This is a genomic window from Acidovorax sp. GW835-FHT14G06 (assembly GCF_058793595.1).
Map to the genome: position 1 here is coordinate 444,770 of NZ_JBXAGA010000004.1, position 21,465 is coordinate 466,234.

The window sequence follows — 21,465 nt, forward strand, 5'->3', positions numbered from 1 at the left end:
ATTGCTTATGTTCGTATCGCGTGGTCTTGTGGTGGGTTTTACCGTGGCAATGGCGGGGCTGGTGCTCTCCGGCTGTGGCACCCGCATGAACAAGGCTCCTGTGGAAGATCGGGGCACCTCTTCGTCGGCCTCGGCTCCTGCGCCCGCCGCACAGCCGGGCTTGGTGGTGGGTACCCCCATCAAGCCTCTGCCTGGTGCAGAAAACGCCGGCAAGCCGGGTTACTACACGGTCAAGCCTGGGGATACCCTGATTCGCATCGGCCTGGAGTCTGGGCAGAGCTGGAAAGACATTGCCCGCTGGAACAATCTGGAAAACGCCAACCTGATCGAAGTTGGTCAGGTGCTGCGCGTGTTGCCGCCTTCCGCTGCCCCGGCCGCTGTGGCGTCTGCCGACAATGGCGTGGTGACACGCCCGGTCACGTCCTCCTCCGTCGCTCCCGCTAGCGCCCCTGCTGCGGCTCCTGCATCGGCAGCCAGTGGTGCCAAGCCCGCAGCCTCTGCTGCGTCGGGCACGGTGGTGGCGGTGGCGCCAGCCACACCGGCACCTGCAGCAGCGCCTGCGGGCGAGGACGAATTGGCATTCATCTGGCCTGCATCGGGTTCACTGATTGCCGGGTTTGACGAGGCGCGCAACAAGGGCTTCGACATTGCCGGCAAGGCGGGAGACCCGGTGCTGGCGGCGGCCGACGGTCGCGTGGTCTATGCCGGGGCGGGTTTGCGCGGCTATGGCAACCTGGTCATCCTCAAGCACAACAACACGTTCCTCACCGCTTACGCACACAACCAGACCCTGCTGGTCAAGGAAGACCAGGCGGTGCGCAAGGGCCAGAAGATTGCCGAAATGGGCAATACCGACGCCGACCGTGTCAAGCTGCACTTTGAAATCCGCCGGCAGGGCAAGCCGGTCGATCCCACACGCTATCTGCCGTCCCGTTGAGTCCGATGGCGGATCACTCGCCGGGCGGTGCTCCCGAAGCACACGAAACGGCTGCGGCGCGGGAGGGCGAATCTCTCCTGCTGGCCGATGAATCGGAAGCACTGGCCGACGCGGACAGCGAGTTGCGCTCCCTGCAGATAGGGTCAGGCCAACACGGCGAGCGGCTGGACCGTGCGCTGGTGGATCTGGTTCCCGAGTTCTCGCGCAGCTATCTGCAGCAGTTGCTGGCCCAGGGGCTGGTCAGCCTCAATGGCAAGCCTGTTCTCAAGGCGGCCACGCGGGTCAAGGCTGGCGACCAAGTGGTGCTGGAAATGCGGCCTACGCTGCAAAGCCAGGCTTTCCGGCCCGAGCCCATGGCCATCGATGTGGTGTACGAAGATGCACACCTGCTGGTGGTGAACAAGCCCGCAGGCCTGGTGGTGCACCCCGCGCCTGGAAATTGGAGCGGGACCCTTCTCAACGGTCTGTTGGCGCGCGACGAAAAAGCACTGCTGGTGCCACGCGCAGGCATCGTTCACCGTCTGGACAAGGACACCAGCGGCCTCATGGTGGTCGCCCGGGACCGTGCGGCCATGGACGCCCTGGTGGCGTTGATTGCCGAGCGCAAGGTCAGGCGCCAGTACGTGGCGATGGCGCATGGGGCCTGGACGGGCGCCCCGACCCGCTCGGTGGATGCCCCCATCGGGCGAGACCCTCGCAATCGTCTGCGCATGGCGGTGGTGGACTTGGCTCTGCATCCCGGCAAAACAGCCCGTACCGATTTCCTGTTTCTAGAGGGGGCCGACCACGGGTGCTGGGTGCAGTGCACCCTGCACACCGGGCGCACGCACCAGATCCGCGTGCACATGGCGTCTCTGCGCCACCCCTTGGTGGGCGATGCCCTCTACGGTGGTGCGCCGGTTGGGGCCTTGCAACGTCAGGGCCTGCATGCCTACCGGTTGGCTTTTGCGCATCCCGTGACAGGTGAGGCACTGGAGTTCCGTGCCCCTGTGCCGGACGATATGCGCCAGGCGCTGTCTGAATGGAGCCTGGGCTACAATGCGCCCTGACCGGCCTCACCGGCCCTAGCCCGCAGCCGGAATCCCGCCGGGCCCTACCAATGCGCCAGCGTCATTGCGCGGCGCACCAATGATTGCCCCTGCTGTTGATGTGACACCCGTTGCAACGCGTGGCACTTTTCCAGGAATCGCTGAACCATGAACACGGTGGATGCCAAAAGGGTCCTCGAAACTGCGTTGATCTGTGCGCAGCAGCCTGTGCCTGTGCGCGAGCTGCGGGTGTTGTTCAATGATGCGCTGGGGTCCGATACCCTCAAGGTGTTGTTACAGGAGCTGCAGCTTGATTGGGCGCAGCGCGGGGTAGAGCTGGTGCAGGTGGCGACGGGTTGGCGCTTTCAGAGCCGCCCCGAAATGCGTGAATACCTCGACCGTCTGCACCCCGAAAAGCCGCCACGCTACACCCGGGCCACCATGGAAACCCTGGCCATCATTGCCTACCGGCAACCGGTCACGCGGGGGGATATCGAGGACATTCGGGGTGTGACGGTCAACAGCCTGATCATCAAACAGTTGGAAGACCGGGGGTGGGTGGAGGTCATTGGCCACCGCGAAACGGTGGGGCGCCCGGCATTGTTCGCCACGACCCGGCAGTTTCTGGACGATATGGGCCTTCAGTCTCTGGACCAGCTGCCGGTGCTCGATGACCCGACCGGCAATGCGAATGTGCTGGAAGCTCTAGCCGCAGCCGCTCAGGGAGCCATTGGAGCCGAACCTGATCTGTTGCACGAAGCCGGTGTGCAGGAGCCTCTGGAGCCTGTTGAGGCTGCGACTGATATGGGCGGTAAGCGGCCCGTGGATGATTTTTTTCAGAATGTGGAGACTGATCTCCGCGACGACCATGTTGATACCCCGGGTGGTATCCAGGGAAATACTTGATGAACGACTCGACCTCAGAAAATCCGGCCGACGTGCCTGGGTTGAATGCCGCTGACACGGTGTCTGCTGCCAAAAAGCCGGCTACCAAGCGTGCTCCTCGCAAGAAGGCGGTAGCTGTCCCTGCCGAGGTGACGTTGCCTGAAACCGAGGCTGCCGTGCAGGTGGGCACATCGGCGCCCGCATTGGAGGCTCTCGCGCCCGAGGCGCCAGGAGTCCAGGTGCAGTCGCTCGCCATGGAGTCGGCATCGCCTGAAGAGGTTGTCTTGGCGGCAGAAGGCGAGGGCGACACGCCGCAGCGAGAGCGCAGCCCCCGTGACGAATTCCGCGAGCGGCCCCAGCGTCCTGATGGAGCCGGGCGTGACAAACGCAAAGCCGCTGCTGCTGTGGAGGGATATCAGTTCGAAGATGTGGTGTCCGGTCGTTTCGACGAAGAAGATGCCTCTGCAGACTTGGTGCCGCCGAAGCGAGTGCTGCTGCCGCAGGTCGAAACACCTAAGTTGCACAAGGTGCTGGCCCAGGCGGGTCTTGGATCGCGTCTGGAGATGGAGCAATTGATACTGGAAGGGCGGATTTCGGTCAACAACGAACCTGCTCACATCGGGCAGCGCATCCAGTTTGGCGATCAGGTCAAGGTGAACGGCAAGCCGATCCGCTATCGCATCGACCCGCCCCCGGCGCGCGTGATCGCGTATCACAAACCCGTGGGCGAGGTCGTGACCCATGACGACCCCCAAAACCGACCAACGGTCTTTCGCAAGCTGCCCCGGCTCATGCAGGGCAAGTGGCAGTCGGTAGGACGCCTGGATCTGAACACCGAAGGCCTCTTGCTGTTTACCAGCTCTGGCGAGCTGGCCAACAAACTGATGCATCCGCGCTTTGGGTTGGAGCGCGAGTACGCCGTTCGGGTGCTGGGTGCTCTGAGCAATGAGGAAAAACAAAAGCTGCTGGATGGTGTGCGCCTTGATGACGGCATGGCATCGTTCGGCTCCATCGAAGACGGTGGTGGAGAGGGTTCCAACTGCTGGTACCGAGTCACCATTTCCGAAGGCCGCAATCGTGAAGTGCGCCGCATGCTCGAATCGGTGGGCCATGCGGTCAGCCGCCTGATCCGCATCCGCTACGGTGCCATGGTTCTGCCGCGTGGTCTCAAGCGCGGAGCCTGGCTGGAACTGGACGAGAGTGATATTCGTGCGCTGGTTCAGGCCGCAGGCGCTGGGCGCCCCGAGCCCGTTGAGGGGCGTCCCGAGGGGGGGGGTGCTGGCGGGCGCAATGGCAAGCCGCGCAACCGTGGTCGTGGTGGGCCGCGTGGTGATGGCTCTCGCCGCGACATGTCGCCGCCAGCTGTCCCTGGTGGTCCCCGTGGTCAGAAGCCGCGCCGCGATGGTGGCCAGGGTCCTGCCCGTGGCAACAACGCGGCAGGGGGTGATCGCCAGCGAGGCGGTGCAGCACAGCCCGATCCAATGAAAACGTCGGTGGGTTACATCGGCATGGACAGCCTCTCGCGCCACCGCCAGGACAAGCGACGCCCGGGTGGCGGTGGCCCTCGGCGTGGAGGTGGTGGGCGCTGAGCGCTAACCTCCGTCACACTCCCCGGTTAGAATCGAGGGCTTTGTCCGGTGGGCAAACGAATCACAGCAACAACCATTCAGGAAATCAATATGGCAATCGAACGCACTCTCTCCATCATCAAGCCCGACGCAGTGGCCAAGAACGTCATCGGTCAGATCTATGCTCGCTTTGAAGCTGCTGGCCTCAAGATCGTGGCAGCCCGCATGGCCCATCTGTCGCGCCTGGAAGCCGAACAGTTCTACGCTGTACACAAAGAGCGTCCTTTCTTCAAGGACCTGGTGGACTTCATGATCTCCGGCCCTGTGATGATCCAGGCCCTGGAAGGCGAGAACGCCATCCTGAAGAACCGCGAACTCATGGGCGCAACCGACCCCAAGAAGGCAGAAGCTGGCACCATCCGCGCCGACTTCGCTGACAGCATCGACGCTAACGCCGTGCACGGCTCCGACGCCGCCGAAACCGCGCAGGCCGAAGTGGCTTTCTTCTTCCCCGGCCTGAACATCTACTCGCGTTGAGATGGTGATGCTCCCCATGTCCGTACCCACGCTGGTGGGAGTCCCGTGTCATGGGGGTAGCTATGCCTGGTCTCCAGTGGATTTGGCACCATGAGCACGAATCTGCTGGAATTCGACCTCGACGGCCTGGCGGCTTTTTGCGAGCGGCTGGGGGAAAAGCGGTTTCGCGCCACCCAGCTGTTTCGCTGGATTCATCAGCGCGGTGCCAGCGATTTCGACGCTATGAGCGATTTGGCCAAGGCCTTGCGTGACAAGCTCAAGGGCTGTGCGCAGGTCGAGGCGCTGCCCATTGTTTCAGAGCATGTGTCCTCGGACGGCACTGTGAAGTGGCTGTTTGATGTGGGTGATGGCAACGCGGTGGAAGCCGTGTTCATCCCAGAGGATGATCGTGGAACCCTCTGTGTGTCATCGCAGGCTGGTTGCGCTGTCGGGTGCCGTTTTTGTTCTACGGGGCATCAGGGTTTCAGTCGCAATCTGACGACGGGTGAAATTGTTGCCCAGTTGTGGTTCGCAGAGCACTCCCTGCGCAAGCGCTTGCAGACAGAAGACCGTGTGATCTCGAATGTGGTCATGATGGGTATGGGTGAGCCGCTACAAAACTATTCGGCACTGGTCCCTGCGCTCAAAGTCATGCTGGACGATCACGGTTATGGCCTGTCGCGCCGCCGTGTGACAGTGTCGACATCGGGCGTTGTGCCCATGATGGATCGCCTTGCGCAAGACTGTCCCGTGGCACTGGCGGTGTCGCTGCATGCACCCAACGACCCCCTGCGCGACAGTCTGGTGCCGCTCAATCGCAAGTATCCAATCGAAGAGCTGTTGGATGCTTGCAACCGCTACTTGGCGCATGCACCCCGTGACTTCATCACCTTCGAATATTGCATGCTCGATGGTGTCAATGATCAAGCGGAGCATGCGCGCCAACTGATCGAGTTGGTCAAGCGCAGCGGGATTCGCTGCAAATTCAATCTGATTCCTTTTAATCCGTTTCCCGCATCAGGGCTGTTGCGGTCCTCGCAAAATCAGGTGCAGGCCTTTGCCAAGATGCTGAGCGACGCGGGCATTATCACCACGGTGCGCAAGACGCGCGGTGATGACATTGATGCGGCATGCGGTCAGTTGGCGGGTGATGTCAAAGATCGTACCCGGGCCGCAGAACGCATGGCAAAGCAGCGCACAATCGTGCTCAAACCGGTGACTTGATCAGGCAGTCGGCAAACTTCAAGGAGGCTCTACATGGCGGGAATGGTTGGACGCTGGCAGCATATTGGCCGCTGGACACTCGCGGCATGCAGTGCGGTGGTTTGCATATGGGCGCTTCAGGGGTGCGCGACAAACACTTCGTCTGCAGTCAGTGATGCCGATGCAGGTTTGGTGACGCCGTCCGACGAGCCTGAGTCGCGGCGCCGTGCACGCATCCGCCTGGAGTTGGCTTCTAACTATTTCGAATTGGGGCAAACGGCTGTGGCCCTGGATGAAGTCAAGCAGTCGCTTGCTGCGGACCCGTCTTATGCCGACGCTTTCAATCTGCGTGGTCTGATTTACATGCGCCTGAGTGACTATGCACAGGCGGAAGAGAGCTTTCGCCGTGCCTTGTCGCTGCGGGCAAATGACTCCAACGTGCTTCACAACTATGGCTGGCTGATGTGTCAGCAGCAAAAGTATGTGGAGGCCGACCAATATTTTGTGCGTGCCATTGCCAACCCCGCCTACGCGGCGCGTGGCAAAACTTGGATGGCCCGTGGCCTGTGTCAGTCGGGGGCAGGACAGTTTCCTGAGGCGGAGCAGTCTTTCCTGAAGGCCTATGAATTCGATGCTGCGAATCCGGTGGTCGGTTACCACCTCGCAGCGCTCTTGCTGCGGCGCAACGAGTTGTCGCGTGCGCAGTTTTACATTCGACGGCTTAACAACAGCGATTTCGCGAACTCCGAATCGTTGTGGCTGGGCATTAAGGTGGAGCGCGCTTTGGGCGACACCGTGGCAATGAGGCAACTGGCTGCTCAGTTGCGCAAGCGTTTCCCGGATTCTCGGGAGTTGAGTGCATACGAACGCGGGGCTTTCAATGAGTGAGGTGGTGGAGAGTGGAATGACGGCGGGCGGCTTGCTCAAGGAGGCCCGGCAGGCAGCAGGCATGCACATCGCGGCCCTGGCGGTTGCGTTGAAGGTACCGGTTAGCAAGTTGGAAGCTCTGGAGTCGGATAACTACACGGTGCTGCCTGACACTGTATTTGTGCGTGCACTGGCATCGAGTGTGTGCCGTACCCTCAAGATTGACGCGGCACCCATTTTGTCTTTGCTACCCCAAAGTCAGAGCCCTCGTTTGTCTGTGGATAGCGCAGGTATCAATGCACCTGTGAAGGGTAGTGCTGGCAAATCGTCGGCTTCCTCTTCGGCGTCATTCGCGGGTTCAGGTTCTGGCTCGCGTTCCGTGGTCTTGGTCGTTCTTGCGCTTTTGGTGGGAGCTGTGGTTCTGTTCTTTGTCCCCCGGCATTCCGCGCCCGGGGATTCTGCCGATCCAGTGCCCGTCGCGGTGCCTGACGCTTTGCCGGCCAGCGCTTCCGGGCCTGCGCCTGCGGCAGTGCCATCAACGGTGGAGCGTCCTGCCGATATATCTTCTCCCGCATTGCCCGCCGCTTCCGCAGCGGCTTCGCTGCCTGTGTCTTCTGCACCTGCTGTCGCTGTATCTCCAGCGCCTGCTGCCGTTGCCAGTGGCGTCGCGGTGAGCAATGCTCCGGCGGCTGATGGCGCGGCAGATATTCCTTCCGGTCCCTTGGTGCTGCGTGCACGCGGTGCATCGTGGGTGCAAGTTCGGGATGCCAATGGGGCACTGGCGTTACAACGCAACCTGGCGGCAGGAGAGTCGGTTTCGGTGTCTGCGCCCACGCCCTTGGCAGTGATTATCGGTCGCGCGGACGCGACGGAAGTGATTGTTCGTGGAAAGCCGTTTGATCTGACGGCAATCGCGCGTGAAAACGTAGCGCGTTTTGAGGTGAAATAGTGGAAAACTCCCCGCTTGATTTTGGGCCGGTAGCGGTTGCTTCTCCCTTACCTCGACGTTCGCGCCAGGCGAAAGTCGTCTGGGGTTCACGTGTGGTGACTGTGGGTGGGGATGCACCCGTGCGCGTGCAGTCCATGACCAACACCGACACCGTCGATGCCATCGGGACAGCGATTCAGGTCAAGGAACTCGCTCAGGCGGGGTCGGAGTTCGTCCGCATCACTGTCAACACTCCAGAAGCTGCTGCAGCGGTACCGTACATACGAGAACAACTGGATCGCATGGGTGAGAGTGTTCCGTTGGTGGGTGATTTCCATTACAACGGACACCGACTGCTCACCGAGTTTCCGGACTGCGCCCAAGCTTTGTCCAAGTATCGAATCAACCCAGGCAATGTGGGCAAAGGCGACAAGCGCGACAAGCAGTTTGGCCAGATGATCGAGGCTGCCATGCGCTGGAACAAGGCTGTGCGCATCGGTGTGAATTGGGGCAGTCTCGACCAGGAGCTGCTGGCCGAGTTGATGGATACGAACAGCCGCCGCAGCGCCCCCTGGGAGGCTCGTCAGGTCATGTATGAGGCACTCATCACATCGGCCATCGAGTCTGCGCGTCGTGCAGAGGCCATGGGTTTGGACGGTAACCAGATCATCTTGTCCTGCAAGGTCAGTGGAGTGCAGGATTTGATCTCTGTGTACCGCGAGTTGGCGCGTCGCTGCGACTATGCTTTGCACTTGGGACTGACCGAAGCGGGTATGGGTACCAAGGGGACGGTCGCTTCGGCTACTGCTTTGTCCGTGCTGCTGCAAGAGGGCATTGGTGACACGATTCGTGTGTCGCTGACGCCCCAGCCCGGTGAGGCGCGTACCCAAGAGGTGGTCGTTGCGTCGGAAATCTTGCAGGCGTTAGGCTTGCGGGTCTTTGTGCCCAGTGTCACCGCTTGCCCGGGCTGTGGCCGAACCACCAGTACCACCTTTCAAGACCTGGCCAAGCAGATCGACGATTTCCTGCGTGCGCAAATGCCTGTATGGCGTGTGCGTTATCCGGGTGTTGAAACGTTGCGGGTTGCAGTCATGGGCTGCATTGTCAACGGCCCGGGTGAAAGCAAGCACGCAGACATTGGGATCAGTCTGCCTGGCACGGGAGAGGCGCCTGCTGCCCCGGTCTTCATCGACGGGGAAAAGGCGATGACCCTGCGTGGCGACGACATCGCCAATGAATTCCATCGCATCGTCGAGCAGTACATCGAAAAGCGCTTTGGCGCCGGGGTGCCCGCTGTTTGACCGGTAGTGCTGCCGCCACCTGCCCCGGTGAGCCTTCAGGAGGTGTGCGGTGCAGCTTATTTAAATTTCTGCCAGACATAGAAAAGAAGCGCTGTGAGTAACGAAAAAAGCACTCCCTCGTCCAAGCCAGAGAAGCTGGTTGCGGTGAAGGGCATGAACGACATCCTGCCCCCGGACTCTGCCCGTTGGGAATGGCTGGAGGCCAAGGTGCGCGACCTGATGGCGCGCTACGCGTATCGCAATATTCGCACACCCATCGTCGAACCCACACCCTTGTTTGTGCGTGGATTGGGCGAGGTTACCGATATTGTCGAGAAGGAGATGTACTCGTTTGAGGACCGGCTGAATGGGGAGCAGCTCACGCTTCGCCCAGAAGCGACGGCCGGCGTGGTACGTGCAGTAGCAGAGCACTCCATGTTGTATGACGGCGGCAAACGCCTGTACTACATGGGCCCCATGTTTCGCCATGAACGTCCCCAGCGTGGGCGCTACCGCCAGTTTCACCAGATCGGTGCTGAGGCACTGGGTTTTCCGGGCGCTGAGGTCGATGCCGAGCTTATTCTTCTGGCCAGTGCCCTGTGGCGCGATCTGGGTCTCCAGAATGTGCGCCTCGAACTCAACAGCCTGGGACAGCCAGACGAGCGCAAGGCTCACCGGGCTGCGTTGATCGCGTATTTGGAGCAGCGTGTCGATGTTCTTGACGAGGAGGCGCGTCGGCGGCTGCACAGCAATCCTTTGCGCATCCTCGACACCAAGAATCCGGCGATGCAGTCGTTGGTGGAAGCTGCGCCACGTTTGATTGACTTTCTGGGGCAGGAGTCTCTGGCGCACTTCAATGCAGTAAAAGCCATTCTCGACGCCAATGGGGTTGCGTGGTCTGTCAATCCCCGTCTGGTGCGTGGCATGGATTACTACAACCTCACCGTGTTCGAGTTTGTGACGGATCAGCTGGGTTCGCAGGGCACGATCTGCGGTGGAGGGCGTTACGATTACTTGATCGAACAGATCGGCGGCAAGCCGGCACCGGCGGTGGGTTGGGCGTTGGGGGTGGAGCGGGTATTGGAGTTGCTCAAGGAGCAGCACAGTGCATCCCCCTCGCTGGTTCCCGACGTTTATGCCATTGTTCCCTCGGTGGCTGTGTTGCCTCGGGCAGTGGCTACCGTCGAGCAATTGCGTCAGCACGGTGTTCGCGTCCAAATGCATGCAGCCCCTTCACTGGATGGCATGGGTAGCATGAAGTCGCAGTTTAAGAAAGCCGATGCCAGTGGTGCCATGCACGCACTGGTGTTTGGCGATGATGAGCTGTCCCGTGGCATGGTGACTGTCAAAGCCTTGCGTGACGGCGAAGGTGAGCAAATCGAGCGCCCGCTGGACTTGGTTGCCCAATGGTCGGCCACCCTACAATCCACCCGCTAACACAATCAGATTCCATGGCAAATCATCTCGACCTTGAAGAACAAGAGCAGCTAGACCAGCTCAAGCATTTCTGGAACACCTGGGGCACGTTGATCAGCTCCGTAGTCATTGTCGTTGCGGGCGCCGCTGCCGCCTGGAACGGTTACCAGTACTGGCAAACCCGGCAGGCAACGCAGGCGGCTGCATTGTTTGATGCAGTGGATGTGGCTGCGCGGTCTGCGGACAACGTCCGCATGGAGCAAGCTTTTGCCGATTTGAAGTCCAAATATGCAGGGACTGTCCAGGCTGGACAGGCGGGCTTGACCCTTGCCAGGGCTATGCAGGGTGCTGGCAATGCTGACGGTGCCAAAGAAGCGCTTACCTGGGTTGCAGAGCGATCGTCAGACGAGGGCCTCAAGGCCTTGGCCAAGTTGCGACTGGCTGGTGTACTAATGGATCAAAAGAACTATGACGAAGCACTCAAGCAACTGTCCGGCAGTTTTGCGCCGGAGTTCTCTTCTGTTGTGGCGGACCGCAAGGGCGATGTCCTGATGCTCCAGGAAAAGCGTCAGGAAGCCATTGCCGAGTACACCAAGGCTTATAAAGGGTTTGAAGACAGTGTCGAGTATCGCCGTCTGGTGGAAATCAAGCTGAACGCGCTGGGTGTTTCGCTGCAAGGTGTGACTGTGGCTTCCGCTGCCTCCTCAATCGCAACACCTGCGGAGTCCAAATAGCCATGTCGTCGCCTATCAACGCAGGGTCTGGGCACCAGTTTTTCGTACGCTGTCTGGTGGTGGCACTTGTGGCCGCCACTTTGGCCGGTTGTTCTTTGTGGAGCGCTGAAAAGTCCAAGCCTGTGCCCGCCGACCTCGGAACCAATGTGGCAGTTCTGGGCGTGCGACAAGCATGGACTGCGCGAGTTGGCAGTGTGGTGGGGCTGCCTTTGGAGGCGCATGTTGCTGGCAATGTCGTGACCGTCGCGTCAGCTGATGGCACGGTGGCAGCCCTTGATGCGCGCACGGGTGGAGATATCTGGCGAGCAGCGCTCGCTGAGCCTCTGTCGGCTGCTGTTGGTAGCGATGGCAAGTTCGCGGCGGTAGTCTCGCGTAACAATGCACTGATCGTGATCGACGGTGGTCGAGAGCGTTGGCGTGAGGCGCTTGCTGCCCAGGTATTCACACCACCTTTGGTTGCAGGCGGTCGTGTTTTCGTTTTGTCGGCGGATCGTTCTGTGTCTGCATTCGATCTGTCTACAGGTCGCCGTCTTTGGGCCCAGCAGCGCCCCGGGGAGCCATTGATATTGCGCCAGGCCGGTGTTTTGCTCGCAGTGGGTGACACGCTGGTCGTGGGATTGTCGGGTCGGTTGGTCGGATTGAATCCTGACAATGGCAGTGTGCGATGGGAGGCTCCCATTGCCAGCGCACGGGGCACGAATGATGTGGAGCGCCTTGTGGAGTTGGTAGGGCGCACCAGCCGTGTGGGCGAAACAGTGTGCGCACGGTCCTTTCAAGCCGCTGTGGGTTGTGTGAACACCGCCAGGGGGACTACGGTTTGGACGCAGCCTGCCAGCGGAGCAGACGGAGTCCACGGCGATGCGGAGGCCATTTTTGGTTCTGAAAGCAATGGCACGCTTGTAGCGTGGCGCCGCTCAGATGGTTCACGCTTGTGGAGCATCGACAGGCTCAAGTACCGCAAACTCACTGCACCGCTGCTTCTGGGGCGCTCGGTGGTCGTCGGCGACGACTCGGGTTTGGTGCATTTGCTGTCTCGTACCGATGGTTCGCCCCTGAACCGGCTGGCGACAGATGGTTCTGCCATCGCAGCTGCTCCGGTGATGGGCGCTGATACGCTGGTGGTTGTTACCCGCAATGGCGGTATTTACGGATTCCGTCCAGATTGATCGGTCTTATTCAATGAAGCCAGTTATCGCCCTCGTGGGGCGTCCGAATGTCGGCAAGTCCACGCTCTTCAACCGCCTGACCAAGTCGCGTGACGCCATCGTCGCCGACTTTGCAGGACTTACGCGTGACCGACACTACGGTAACGGCAAGCAAGGAAAGCACGAGTACATCGTCATCGATACCGGTGGCTTTGAGCCCGACGCCTCCACTGGCATCTACCGCGAGATGGCCAAGCAGACTCAGCAGGCGGTCGCTGAGGCGGACGTGGTGATTTTTGTAGTGGACGCACGTGCGGGTGTCTCTGCGCAAGACCATGACATTGCCAACTACTTGCGTCGCCTGGGCAAGCCCTGCGTGCTCGTTGCCAACAAGGCGGAGGGCATGCTCCAGGGCGTCCAATTGGCGGAGTTCTATGAACTGGGGCTGGGTGAGGTTTATCCAGTTTCTGCAGCGCACGGGCAGGGTATACGCGGCTTGGTTGAAATTGCTCTGGAGCCGCTGAATTTGCCCGAGCCGGACGACTCGGATACGGCCTTGGACAAGGGGGTCATCAAACTTGCCGTTGCGGGGCGCCCCAACGTGGGCAAGTCCACACTGATCAACACCTGGCTTGGCGAAGAGCGGCTGGTGGCATTCGATATGCCCGGTACGACCCGCGACGCCATTACCGTGCCTTTTGAGCGCAATGGCCAGCGCTTTGAGCTGGTGGATACTGCGGGCTTGCGTCGCAAGGGCAAGGTTTTCGAGGCCATTGAGAAGTTCTCGGTGGTGAAAACGCTGCAAGCTATCGAATCCGCAAATGTAGTGCTGCTATTGCTCGATGCCACCCAAGGTGTGACGGACCAAGATGCCCATATCGCCGGCTATATTCTGGAGAGTGGACGCGCTGTGGTCTTGGCGGTGAACAAATGGGATGCCGTGGATGACTACCAGCGGCAGCTCCTTGAGCGTTCCATTGAGACACGGCTTGCATTTCTGAAGTTTGCCTCTTTGCATTTCATTTCTGCGAAGAAGCGTCAGGGACTTGGTCCCTTGTGGACATCTATCGCTCAGGCCCATCGGGCGGCCACCTGCAAGATGTCCACGCCCGTACTCACCCGCCTGCTCCTGGAGGCGGTTCAGTTCCAAAGCCCCAAGAGGGCTGGGATGTTCCGCCCGAAAATGCGGTATGCGCACCAAGGTGGCATGAATCCGCCCGTGATCGTGATCCACGGCAATTCGCTGGAGCACGTGACTGATGCTTACAAGCGATTCTTGGAAGGGCGCTTCCGCAAGGAATTTGATCTTGTGGGAACTCCTTTGCGCATTGAGATGAAAACCTCGCACAATCCGTTCGCGGACAAAGACGAGGCCTGACGACAAAGGCTCTTCAGTCGAGGGGCCATGTGGGTTAAAGCCAGGGCGTGCGCCTGGCTGTGGTAAGGTGCTGGTTTACAACAACACTTGAACACGGAGAATATCGTGAGCAATAAAGGCCAGCTTTTGCAAGACCCCTTCCTCAACGCTTTGCGCCGGGAACACGTTCCAGTGTCCATTTATTTGGTCAACGGGATCAAGCTGCAGGGGCAAATCGAGTCTTTTGACCAGTATGTGGTGTTGCTGCGCAATACGGTGACACAAATGGTTTACAAGCACGCGATTTCTACGATCGTTCCGGGTCGGGCGGTCACTTTCTCTACCTCAGAAACCCCTGATGCTGACAGCAGCAACTCTTGAGTTGTTGTCTGGCAGCGGGGCTCGTTTGCCGAGAGGGGTGGGGCGGAGAGAGGGTGGTTGGTTTTGAGTTCGTCCTCAGCATCCTCGTCCGCTATGACGCCGGTGTTGCTGGTGGGGGTCGACTTTGGTCTTCCCCATTTCGACGCTGAGTTGGAGGAATTGGGTCTGCTAGCCCAAACCGCCGGCATGCAACCCGTTGCTCGCATTACCTGCAAGCGCAAAGCGCCAGATGCGGCGCTGTTCATCGGCACAGGTAAAGCGGATGAAATTCGCACATTGGCCCAAATGCATGGTGCAATGGAGGTGCTGTTTGACCAATCACTCAGCCCCGCGCAGCAGCGTAATCTGGAGCGCCATATTGAGCTTCCAGTCAATGACCGCACGCTGTTAATTCTTGAAATCTTTGCGCAACGGGCGCGCAGCCACGAAGGGAAGCTTCAGGTTGAGCTCGCCAAGCTGCAGTACGTGAGTACACGGCTGGTGCGGCGTTGGTCTCACCTGGAGCGCCAGACTGGCGGTATCGGTGCCCGGGGTGGTCCGGGTGAAAAGCAGATCGAGCTGGATCGACGCATGATTGGTGACGCGATCAAGCGCACCAGAGAGCGCTTGGTCAAGGTCAAGCGTCAGCGCTCCACGCAGCGGCGCCAGCGCGAGAGGCGCGATACCTTCAATATTTCGCTCGTTGGATACACCAACGCGGGTAAGTCCACGCTTTTCAATGCTTTGGTGAAAGCGCGAGCGTATGCAGCGGACCAGCTTTTTGCCACCCTAGACACCACAACACGCCAGTTGTATCTGGCAGATGCGGCGCGATCTGTTTCTCTGTCCGATACGGTGGGCTTCATCCGGGATCTCCCGCACGGATTGGTGGATGCGTTTCAGGCCACGCTGCAGGAGGCGGTCGATGCTGATCTGCTCCTTCATGTGGTGGATGCTTCCAATCCGGATTTTCCGGAACAGATGGCGCAGGTGGAGCGCGTGTTGCAGGAGATCGGGGCGTCGGATATTCCACAGATACTGGTATTCAACAAGCTCGACGCGCTGCCTGAAGAACGACGTCCCTCCCTGCTGGTAGACCAATACGAAGTTGGGGGGCAGTCGCTTTCCCGTTTGTTCGTAAGTGCTCGATCTGGAGAAGGTCTTGATGATCTGCGCCGCGCTTTGGCCGCTAGGTTGCTGGCTGTGCATGAGGATATGACCCCAGCAGACGCCCTTGAATTGCCGGATGCGTTGCGCTGATTGGGCACAATGCATGATCGAATGATGCCATCAGAGAACCAGAGATTTTGCGCATGAATTTTCATACTCCCACCCTACGCTGGGCTTCACTGCCAGACCGTATTCGGGGCATGTTCAATCTGAACGATCCACGCTGGGGTCGCGGGGATGATAAGTCTGAGGACAGTGGCGTGCGCCCTGATGAGCGACCTGCAGCGCCACCAGGGGGGCAGAGGGGCGGGGATCAGCGGCCAAGCAATGGCCAGCAGCCACCTGACCTCGATGAGCTCTGGCGCGACCTCAATCGCAAGCTTGGCAGCCTGTTCGGGGGAAAAAACGGTTCTGGTCGTGGCCCTGGGGGAGGGACTGGTGGTGGCTTTCAGCCGGATATGAAAAGCGCGGGTGTAGGCGTTGGCTTGATTGCTGGTGTTGCGTTCGTGATCTGGATGGGCACAGGTTTCTTCATCGTGCAAGAAGGTCAGCAAGCCGTCATTACGCAATTCGGTAAGTACAAGAGCACCGTGGGCGCAGGTTTCAACTGGCGCTTGCCTTATCCGATTGAGCGTCATGAGCTTGTTTTTGTGACGCAAATTCGCTCTGCGGATGTGGGGCGGGACACGGTCATCAAAAGCACCGGCTTGAGAGAGTCCGCGATGCTGACCGAGGACGAAAACATAGTTGAGATCAAATTTGCTGTTCAGTACCGTCTGAGCGATGCCAGGGCATGGCTGTTCGAAAGTAAGAACCCCTCGGACGCTGTGGTTCAGGCAGCTGAGACCGCCGTGCGCGAGGTGGTGGGCAAGATGCGCATGGACACGGCACTGGCTGAGGAGCGTGATCAGATAGCCCCTCGCGTTCGCGCGCTGATGCAGACCATCTTGGACCGTTACAAGGTTGGCGTCGAAGTTGTTGGCATCAATTTGCAGCAGGGCGGTGTGCGGCCGCCTGAGCAGGTGCAGTCTTCCTTTGATGATGTACTCAAAGCGGGGCAGGAGCGCGAGCGTGCCAAAAACGAAGCCCAGGCTTACGCCAATGACGTGATTCCACGTGCTGTGGGCTCCGCCTCTCGGCTAAACGAGGAGGCTGCTGCGTACAAGGCGAGGATAGTAGCGCAGGCGCAGGGTGACGCACAGCGGTTTGCTTCCATTCTGGCGGAGTACCAGAAGGCTCCTCAGGTAACCCGTGATCGTATGTATCTAGACACCATGCAGCAGATTTACGGGAACGTGACCAAAGTGTTGGTGGAGTCGCGTCAAGGTTCCAACTTACTCTACCTGCCACTCGACAAAATCATGCAGGGCGTCGCCAGCGGATCGGGAGCACTGGATGCTCCCGCGACAACAAGCTCGCCTCCAGCGGTGTCACCAGCGACACCCGCACCTGCCTTTTCGAATGACGCACGGGCGCGCGACACCAGCCGTACCCGTGAACGTGAATCACGCTAGGAGTAGTTCGTGAACAGAGTCGGTTTTATTGCATCTACCCTTTTAGTGGTGCTTGCTCTCATGAGCTCCATGCTTTTTGTCGTGGACCAGCGGCAGTTTGGTGTGCTGTATGCGCTGGGTCAGATCAAGGAAGTGATCACGGAGCCTGGCCTTAATTTCAAGCTCCCTCCCCCATTCCAGAACGTCACCTACATCGACAAGCGTTTGTTGACCTTGGATAGCACGGACACGGAGCCCATGCTGACTGCTGAAAAGCAGCGCGTCGTGATCGACTGGTATGTGCGCTGGCGCATTTCCGAACCCACCGAGTACATCCGCAACGTTGGGCTGGACGAGACGGCGGGCGCCATGCAACTCAATCGGGTGGTTCGCAATGCTTTCCAGGAAGAAATCAACAAGCGCACGGTGAAAGAGCTGCTCTCGCTGAAACGAGAAGCGCTGATGGCTGATGTCAAACGCGAAGTGTTGGAGACAGTTCGTGGGTCCAAGCCCTGGGGGGTTGATGTCGTGGACGTACGCATTACCCGCGTGGATTACGTGGAAGCCATTACCGAATCGGTGTACCGGCGCATGGAAGCGGAGCGCAAGCGGGTGGCCAACGAATTGCGCTCTACAGGTGCGGCCGAAGGCGAAAAAATTCGTGCAGACGCAGATCGCCAGCGCGAGATCACAATCGCGAATGCCTATCGGGATGCTCAAAAGCTGAAGGGTGAGGGCGACGCGGAAGCGGCCCGTATCTATGCCGAAGCATTTGGCAAGGATCCTCAATTTGCTCAGTTCTATCGCAGCCTCGAGGCCTATAAGGGTAGCTTCAACAAGAAAAGCGATGTGATGGTGCTGGATCCATCGTCTTCTGACTTCTTCAAAGTCTTTCGCGGCTCAGCTCCTGCATCGGCGCCTGCTGCACCACGTAAGTAAATAAGTGATGATGGTCGGCAAAATGTGAATGATGTGGGACAGTGTCTGGACTGCGTTCGCCTTGGTGCTGGTGATTGAGGGGCTTTTGCCTTTTCTGTCCCCTCAAATCTGGAAACGTACAGTTGCGCAAATCGCGCAATTGCAGGATGGCCAAATACGCTTTTTTGCGTTGGTGGCCCTTGTTGTTGGCGCTCTGATGCTTTGTTTCTGACGGCTGTCACACTCCTCGACTAGGAGATTCCTTGGGGAGTCTCGCCCGGTCCCGGTAGAATCACGGTTTTAACAGCCTCCCCTTTTCTCCATGTCTGCTTGGGTCCTTCCGGATCACATTGCCGATGTCTTGCCGTCTGAAGCGCGGCACATCGAAGAATTGCGTCGCGGGCTGCTCGATACAGCCCGTTGTTATGGTTACGAGCTGGTAATGCCTCCGCTGTTGGAGCATTTGGAATCTCTCCTCACCGGCACTGGTGAAGCGTTGGATCTACAGACGTTCAAACTGGTGGACCAGCTTTCTGGTCGTTCCATGGGGCTTCGGGCTGATACAACTCCGCAAGTGGCTCGCATTGACGCGCATTTGCTCAATCGCAAAGGCGTGACGCGTCTTTGCTACTGCGGCCCTGTGTTGCACACGCGTCCTGACCGCCCCCATGCCACGCGCGAGCCTCTTCAGTTTGGTGCCGAAATATATGGGCATGCCGGGGTAGAAGCCGACCTTGAGGCGTTGCAATTGGCGAGGGAGTGTTTGCGAGTTGCCAATGTACGCAACACCACCATTGATCTTGCTGACGTTCGCATCGTCCGCAACTTGTTGGCTGGTGTGAGCGTGAGCCCACAATTGCTCAGCGGAATTCACGCTGCTTTGGCAGCCAAGGATGCGGGTGAGTTGTCGGTTTTGACGCGCAGTTTTCCCGAGGAGTCTCGACAGGGCCTCCTGGCCCTCGTTCGGTTGTACGGAGACTCCGCTGTTCTGGCTGAGGCAGAAAAGGTGCTCAAGCGCATTTCTGGTGTGCCTGAGGTGCTATCAAACTTGAAATGGCTAGCTTCGCGCCTTGAAGGGGCCTCCGTCACTTTTGACTTGGCCGATCTCCGGGGGTATGCCTACTACAGCGGTGCGCGCTTCGCTATCTATGCGCCGGGTGCTAGCGATGCCCTGGTGCGCGGTGGGCGGTACGACGAGGTGGGGGCCGTGTTTGGTCGAAATCGCCCTGCGGCGGGGTTCAGTTTGGATATCAAGCAGGTGGTTGGCGTGGTGCCGCCCCGTGCGCTGAAGGCAGCGATTCGCGCACCTTGGGGCGAGGCCGCTGATGTGAATTCAGCGATCGCAGAACTTCGGTCTGCCGGGGAGACGGTCGTGTGTGTTTTGCCTGGGCACGAGAGTGAGGTGGACGAGTTCCACTGTGATCGGGAACTGGTTCAGGTTGCGGGCCATTGGGTCGTGCAGGCTGTTTGAGCAATTGTCATTTGAATTGGGTTTGAGATGAAAGCAACCAAAGGTCGCAACGTAGTGGTGGTCGGTACCCAGTGGGGCGACGAGGGCAAAGGCAAGTTGGTCGATTGGCTGACGGAGAGCGCTCAAGGTGTGGTGCGTTTTCAGGGGGGGCACAACGCTGGCCACACACTGGTGATCAACGGCGTGAAGACGGCGCTGCATTTGATTCCGAGTGGCATCATGCGCCCGGGGGTCAAGTGCTACATCGGCAATGGTGTGGTTCTGTCTGCTGCGAAGCTGTTCGAAGAAATTGAGGGTCTGGAGAAGGCCGGTGTTGAGGTGCGTTCGCGCCTGCGTATCAGTGAGGCTTGTCCACTGATCCTTCCTTTTCATGCTGCGATTGATGTGGCGCGCGAGGCGGCTCGGGAGCAGGGCGGTACTGAGAAGATTGGTACCACGGGCCGTGGCATCGGCCCGGCTTATGAGGACAAGATTGCTCGCCGCGCCTTGCGCGTACAGGACTTGAAATACCCCGAGCGTTTTGCTTCTAAGCTGCGTGAATTGCTGGACCTGCACAACCACGTGCTCACCACGTACCTGGGCTCCGCAAAGTTCGTTTTTGGCGATGCGCTGAAGCCCTACATCCAGGATGGCAAGGTGCTGTTCGATGTGGTTTACGCCGAGGCCATGCGCCATGCAGAGTTGCTAAAGCCCATGATGGCCGATGTGTCGCGTGAGCTGAATGAGGCCAATCGGGCGGGTGCCAATCTTCTTTTTGAGGGCGCTCAAGGGACCTTGCTGGATGTGGACCACGGCACATACCCGTACGTCACCTCCAGTAACTGTGTAGCGGGCAACGCGGCTGCAGGATCTGGCGTGGGGCCGGGTATGCTTCATTACATCCTCGGTATTACCAAGGCGTATTGCACTCGTGTTGGTGGCGGCCCTTTTCCCACTGAGTTAGATTGGGAAGTCCCTGGCACCCCCGGGTATCACATGAGCACTGTGGGCGCTGAAAAGGGAGTGACAACGGGGCGCAGCCGTCGCTGTGGCTGGTTCGATGCAGCTTTGTTGAAGCGCAGTGCCCAAGTCAATGGCCTCACTGGTCTTTGCATCACCAAACTGGATGTCCTGGACGGGTTGAGCGAGTTGTTGTTGTGCACCGGCTACGAGCTCGATGGGCAGCGTATTGATTTGCTCCCCATGGGCGCTGAGGACATCGCACGGTGCACGCCGATCTATGAAACACTGCCTGGCTGGAGCGATTCCACCGTCGGGGTGACTGAGTACGACAAGCTGCCCGAAACTGCGCGCCGCTATCTGGAGCGTATAGAAGAAGTGACAGGCGTTCCGATCGATATGATCTCAACCAGTCCTGATCGCGACCATACGATCATGATGCGCCATCCCTATGTCGCGACCTGATCTGTAGTCTTGTGCTGCTGCTATCGAATATTCGCCAATCATTCAGGAGTCATTCATGTTGACCGAAGACGGAAAACATCTCTATGTCAGCTATGACGAGTACCACAGCCTCATCGAAAAACTGGCGCTGAAGGTGCACCAGTCGGGTTGGGAATTCGACACGATTCTCTGCCTTGCGCGCGGTGGGTTGCGACCAGGCGACATCCTCAGCCGGATCTTTGATAAGCCGCTGGCCATCATGTCAACGAGTTCTTATCGTGCGGAAGCAGGAACGGTGCAGGGGCATCTTGATATTGCACGTTTCATAACCACGCCCAAGGGCGAAATTGCGGGGCGAGTGCTCTTGGTCGATGATCTGGCCGACTCGGGGCATACTTTGCACGCAGTGATCAACATGCTTAAGACCAACTACGCGCCCATCACTGAGCTGCGCAGCGCCGTGATCTGGACTAAGGGTCTATCTACGTTTTCGCCAGACTACTCCGTTGAGTTTTTGCCGAGCAATCCTTGGATCCACCAACCTTTCGAGGGCTATGACAGCTTGAGTCCCGAAAAGCTCCTGGAAAAGTGGCGGGTTTGATTTTTTCTTGCAATTCCTTCAAGCCGTGCTATAGTCGAAGGCTTCGCTACTGAGACCTTGCTGCGAAAGTGAGTGGGTCGGTGGATGTGGTTTGAGGTGGTGCTTTGTGCGCTGCCTTGGGTTGCTGAAGTGGTGGTTGAAGAAAGTTTGGTTTTGTCTTCTTGGTGGTTAAAAAACCGGTATAGAATACAAGGCTTCGCTCGGT

At 59.2% G+C, this 21,465-nt stretch carries 21 protein-coding genes; all 21 read left to right on the top strand.

Translation table 11 applies throughout. The features are described 5' to 3' along the window. Positions 1 to 7 precede the first annotated feature (7 nt). On the top strand, positions 8 to 937 hold the full coding sequence (locus AC1Q64_RS09335) for a peptidoglycan DD-metalloendopeptidase family protein (protein WP_291434387.1): 930 nt from the start codon (positions 8 to 10) through the stop codon (positions 935 to 937). Between the two features lie 5 nt (positions 938 to 942). Continuing rightward, positions 943 to 1,986 (top strand): RluA family pseudouridine synthase, encoded by a 1,044-nt coding sequence (locus tag AC1Q64_RS09340; RefSeq protein ID WP_291434385.1) that lies wholly within the window; start codon positions 943 to 945, stop codon positions 1,984 to 1,986. Between the two features lie 147 nt (positions 1,987 to 2,133). Then, the gene (gene scpB, locus AC1Q64_RS09345) at positions 2,134 to 2,871 is read left to right on the top strand and encodes an SMC-Scp complex subunit ScpB (RefSeq protein ID WP_492251125.1); all 738 of its coding nucleotides are present in this window, start codon (positions 2,134 to 2,136) and stop codon (positions 2,869 to 2,871) included. Further along, complete coding sequence (locus AC1Q64_RS09350; protein WP_291437957.1) at positions 2,871 to 4,439, top strand: pseudouridine synthase; 1,569 nt, start codon at positions 2,871 to 2,873, stop codon at positions 4,437 to 4,439. The genes scpB and AC1Q64_RS09350 overlap by 1 nt, the downstream gene beginning before the upstream one ends. Positions 4,440 to 4,529: 90 nt before the next feature. Then, complete coding sequence (gene ndk / locus AC1Q64_RS09355) at positions 4,530 to 4,955, top strand: nucleoside-diphosphate kinase (RefSeq protein WP_015013410.1); 426 nt, start codon at positions 4,530 to 4,532, stop codon at positions 4,953 to 4,955. A gap of 90 nt (positions 4,956 to 5,045) precedes the next feature. After that, positions 5,046 to 6,158 carry a dual-specificity RNA methyltransferase RlmN gene (gene rlmN, locus AC1Q64_RS09360; RefSeq protein WP_492251126.1) on the top strand — a complete coding sequence of 371 codons (1,113 nt, stop codon included), beginning with the start codon at positions 5,046 to 5,048 and terminating at the stop codon, positions 6,156 to 6,158. A gap of 33 nt (positions 6,159 to 6,191) precedes the next feature. Next, positions 6,192 to 7,025, top strand: coding sequence for a type IV pilus biogenesis/stability protein PilW (gene pilW, locus AC1Q64_RS09365; RefSeq protein WP_291437955.1), 834 nt, complete (start codon positions 6,192 to 6,194; stop codon positions 7,023 to 7,025). Then, entirely contained in the window at positions 7,018 to 7,953 is a 936-nt protein-coding gene (locus AC1Q64_RS09370; RefSeq protein ID WP_492251127.1) for a helix-turn-helix domain-containing protein, read from the top strand. The genes pilW and AC1Q64_RS09370 overlap by 8 nt, the downstream gene beginning before the upstream one ends. Beyond that, positions 7,953 to 9,233: a flavodoxin-dependent (E)-4-hydroxy-3-methylbut-2-enyl-diphosphate synthase gene (gene ispG / locus AC1Q64_RS09375; RefSeq protein WP_492251128.1), complete on the top strand. Its 1,281-nt coding sequence runs from the start codon at positions 7,953 to 7,955 to the stop codon at positions 9,231 to 9,233. The genes AC1Q64_RS09370 and ispG overlap by 1 nt, the downstream gene beginning before the upstream one ends. A gap of 153 nt (positions 9,234 to 9,386) precedes the next feature. Beyond that, positions 9,387 to 10,649, top strand: coding sequence for a histidine--tRNA ligase (hisS, locus tag AC1Q64_RS09380; protein WP_492251129.1), 1,263 nt, complete (start codon positions 9,387 to 9,389; stop codon positions 10,647 to 10,649). A 14-nt stretch (positions 10,650 to 10,663) separates the two neighbouring features. Continuing rightward, positions 10,664 to 11,362 carry a YfgM family protein gene (locus tag AC1Q64_RS09385; protein WP_492251130.1) on the top strand — a complete coding sequence of 233 codons (699 nt, stop codon included), beginning with the start codon at positions 10,664 to 10,666 and terminating at the stop codon, positions 11,360 to 11,362. Between the two features lie 2 nt (positions 11,363 to 11,364). After that, a complete protein-coding gene (gene bamB, locus AC1Q64_RS09390; protein WP_291437951.1) occupies positions 11,365 to 12,528 on the top strand; it encodes an outer membrane protein assembly factor BamB in 1,164 nt (387 codons plus the stop codon). Between the two features lie 13 nt (positions 12,529 to 12,541). Further along, a complete protein-coding gene (gene der, locus AC1Q64_RS09395) occupies positions 12,542 to 13,885 on the top strand; it encodes a ribosome biogenesis GTPase Der (RefSeq protein ID WP_291437959.1) in 1,344 nt (447 codons plus the stop codon). Positions 13,886 to 13,990: 105 nt separating this feature from the next. Beyond that, the gene (gene hfq / locus AC1Q64_RS09400; RefSeq protein WP_492251131.1) at positions 13,991 to 14,245 is read left to right on the top strand and encodes an RNA chaperone Hfq; all 255 of its coding nucleotides are present in this window, start codon (positions 13,991 to 13,993) and stop codon (positions 14,243 to 14,245) included. A gap of 93 nt (positions 14,246 to 14,338) precedes the next feature. Then, positions 14,339 to 15,484, top strand: a complete 1,146-nt coding sequence (gene hflX, locus AC1Q64_RS09405; RefSeq protein ID WP_291437949.1) for a GTPase HflX — start codon at positions 14,339 to 14,341, stop codon at positions 15,482 to 15,484. A 53-nt stretch (positions 15,485 to 15,537) separates the two neighbouring features. Further along, on the top strand, positions 15,538 to 16,908 hold the full coding sequence (hflK, locus tag AC1Q64_RS09410; protein WP_291437948.1) for an FtsH protease activity modulator HflK: 1,371 nt from the start codon (positions 15,538 to 15,540) through the stop codon (positions 16,906 to 16,908). A 9-nt stretch (positions 16,909 to 16,917) separates the two neighbouring features. Further along, entirely contained in the window at positions 16,918 to 17,826 is a 909-nt protein-coding gene (hflC, locus tag AC1Q64_RS09415; RefSeq protein ID WP_291437947.1) for a protease modulator HflC, read from the top strand. Between the two features lie 31 nt (positions 17,827 to 17,857). After that, positions 17,858 to 18,037, top strand: coding sequence for a DUF2065 domain-containing protein (locus AC1Q64_RS09420; RefSeq protein ID WP_492251132.1), 180 nt, complete (start codon positions 17,858 to 17,860; stop codon positions 18,035 to 18,037). 90 nt (positions 18,038 to 18,127) lie between these two features. Continuing rightward, positions 18,128 to 19,276 carry an ATP phosphoribosyltransferase regulatory subunit gene (locus AC1Q64_RS09425; protein ID WP_291437945.1) on the top strand — a complete coding sequence of 383 codons (1,149 nt, stop codon included), beginning with the start codon at positions 18,128 to 18,130 and terminating at the stop codon, positions 19,274 to 19,276. 27 nt (positions 19,277 to 19,303) lie between these two features. Beyond that, a complete protein-coding gene (locus AC1Q64_RS09430) occupies positions 19,304 to 20,680 on the top strand; it encodes an adenylosuccinate synthase (RefSeq protein ID WP_291437944.1) in 1,377 nt (458 codons plus the stop codon). Between the two features lie 55 nt (positions 20,681 to 20,735). Next, complete coding sequence (locus AC1Q64_RS09435) at positions 20,736 to 21,260, top strand: phosphoribosyltransferase (protein ID WP_060986468.1); 525 nt, start codon at positions 20,736 to 20,738, stop codon at positions 21,258 to 21,260. Positions 21,261 to 21,465: the final 205 nt, after the last annotated feature.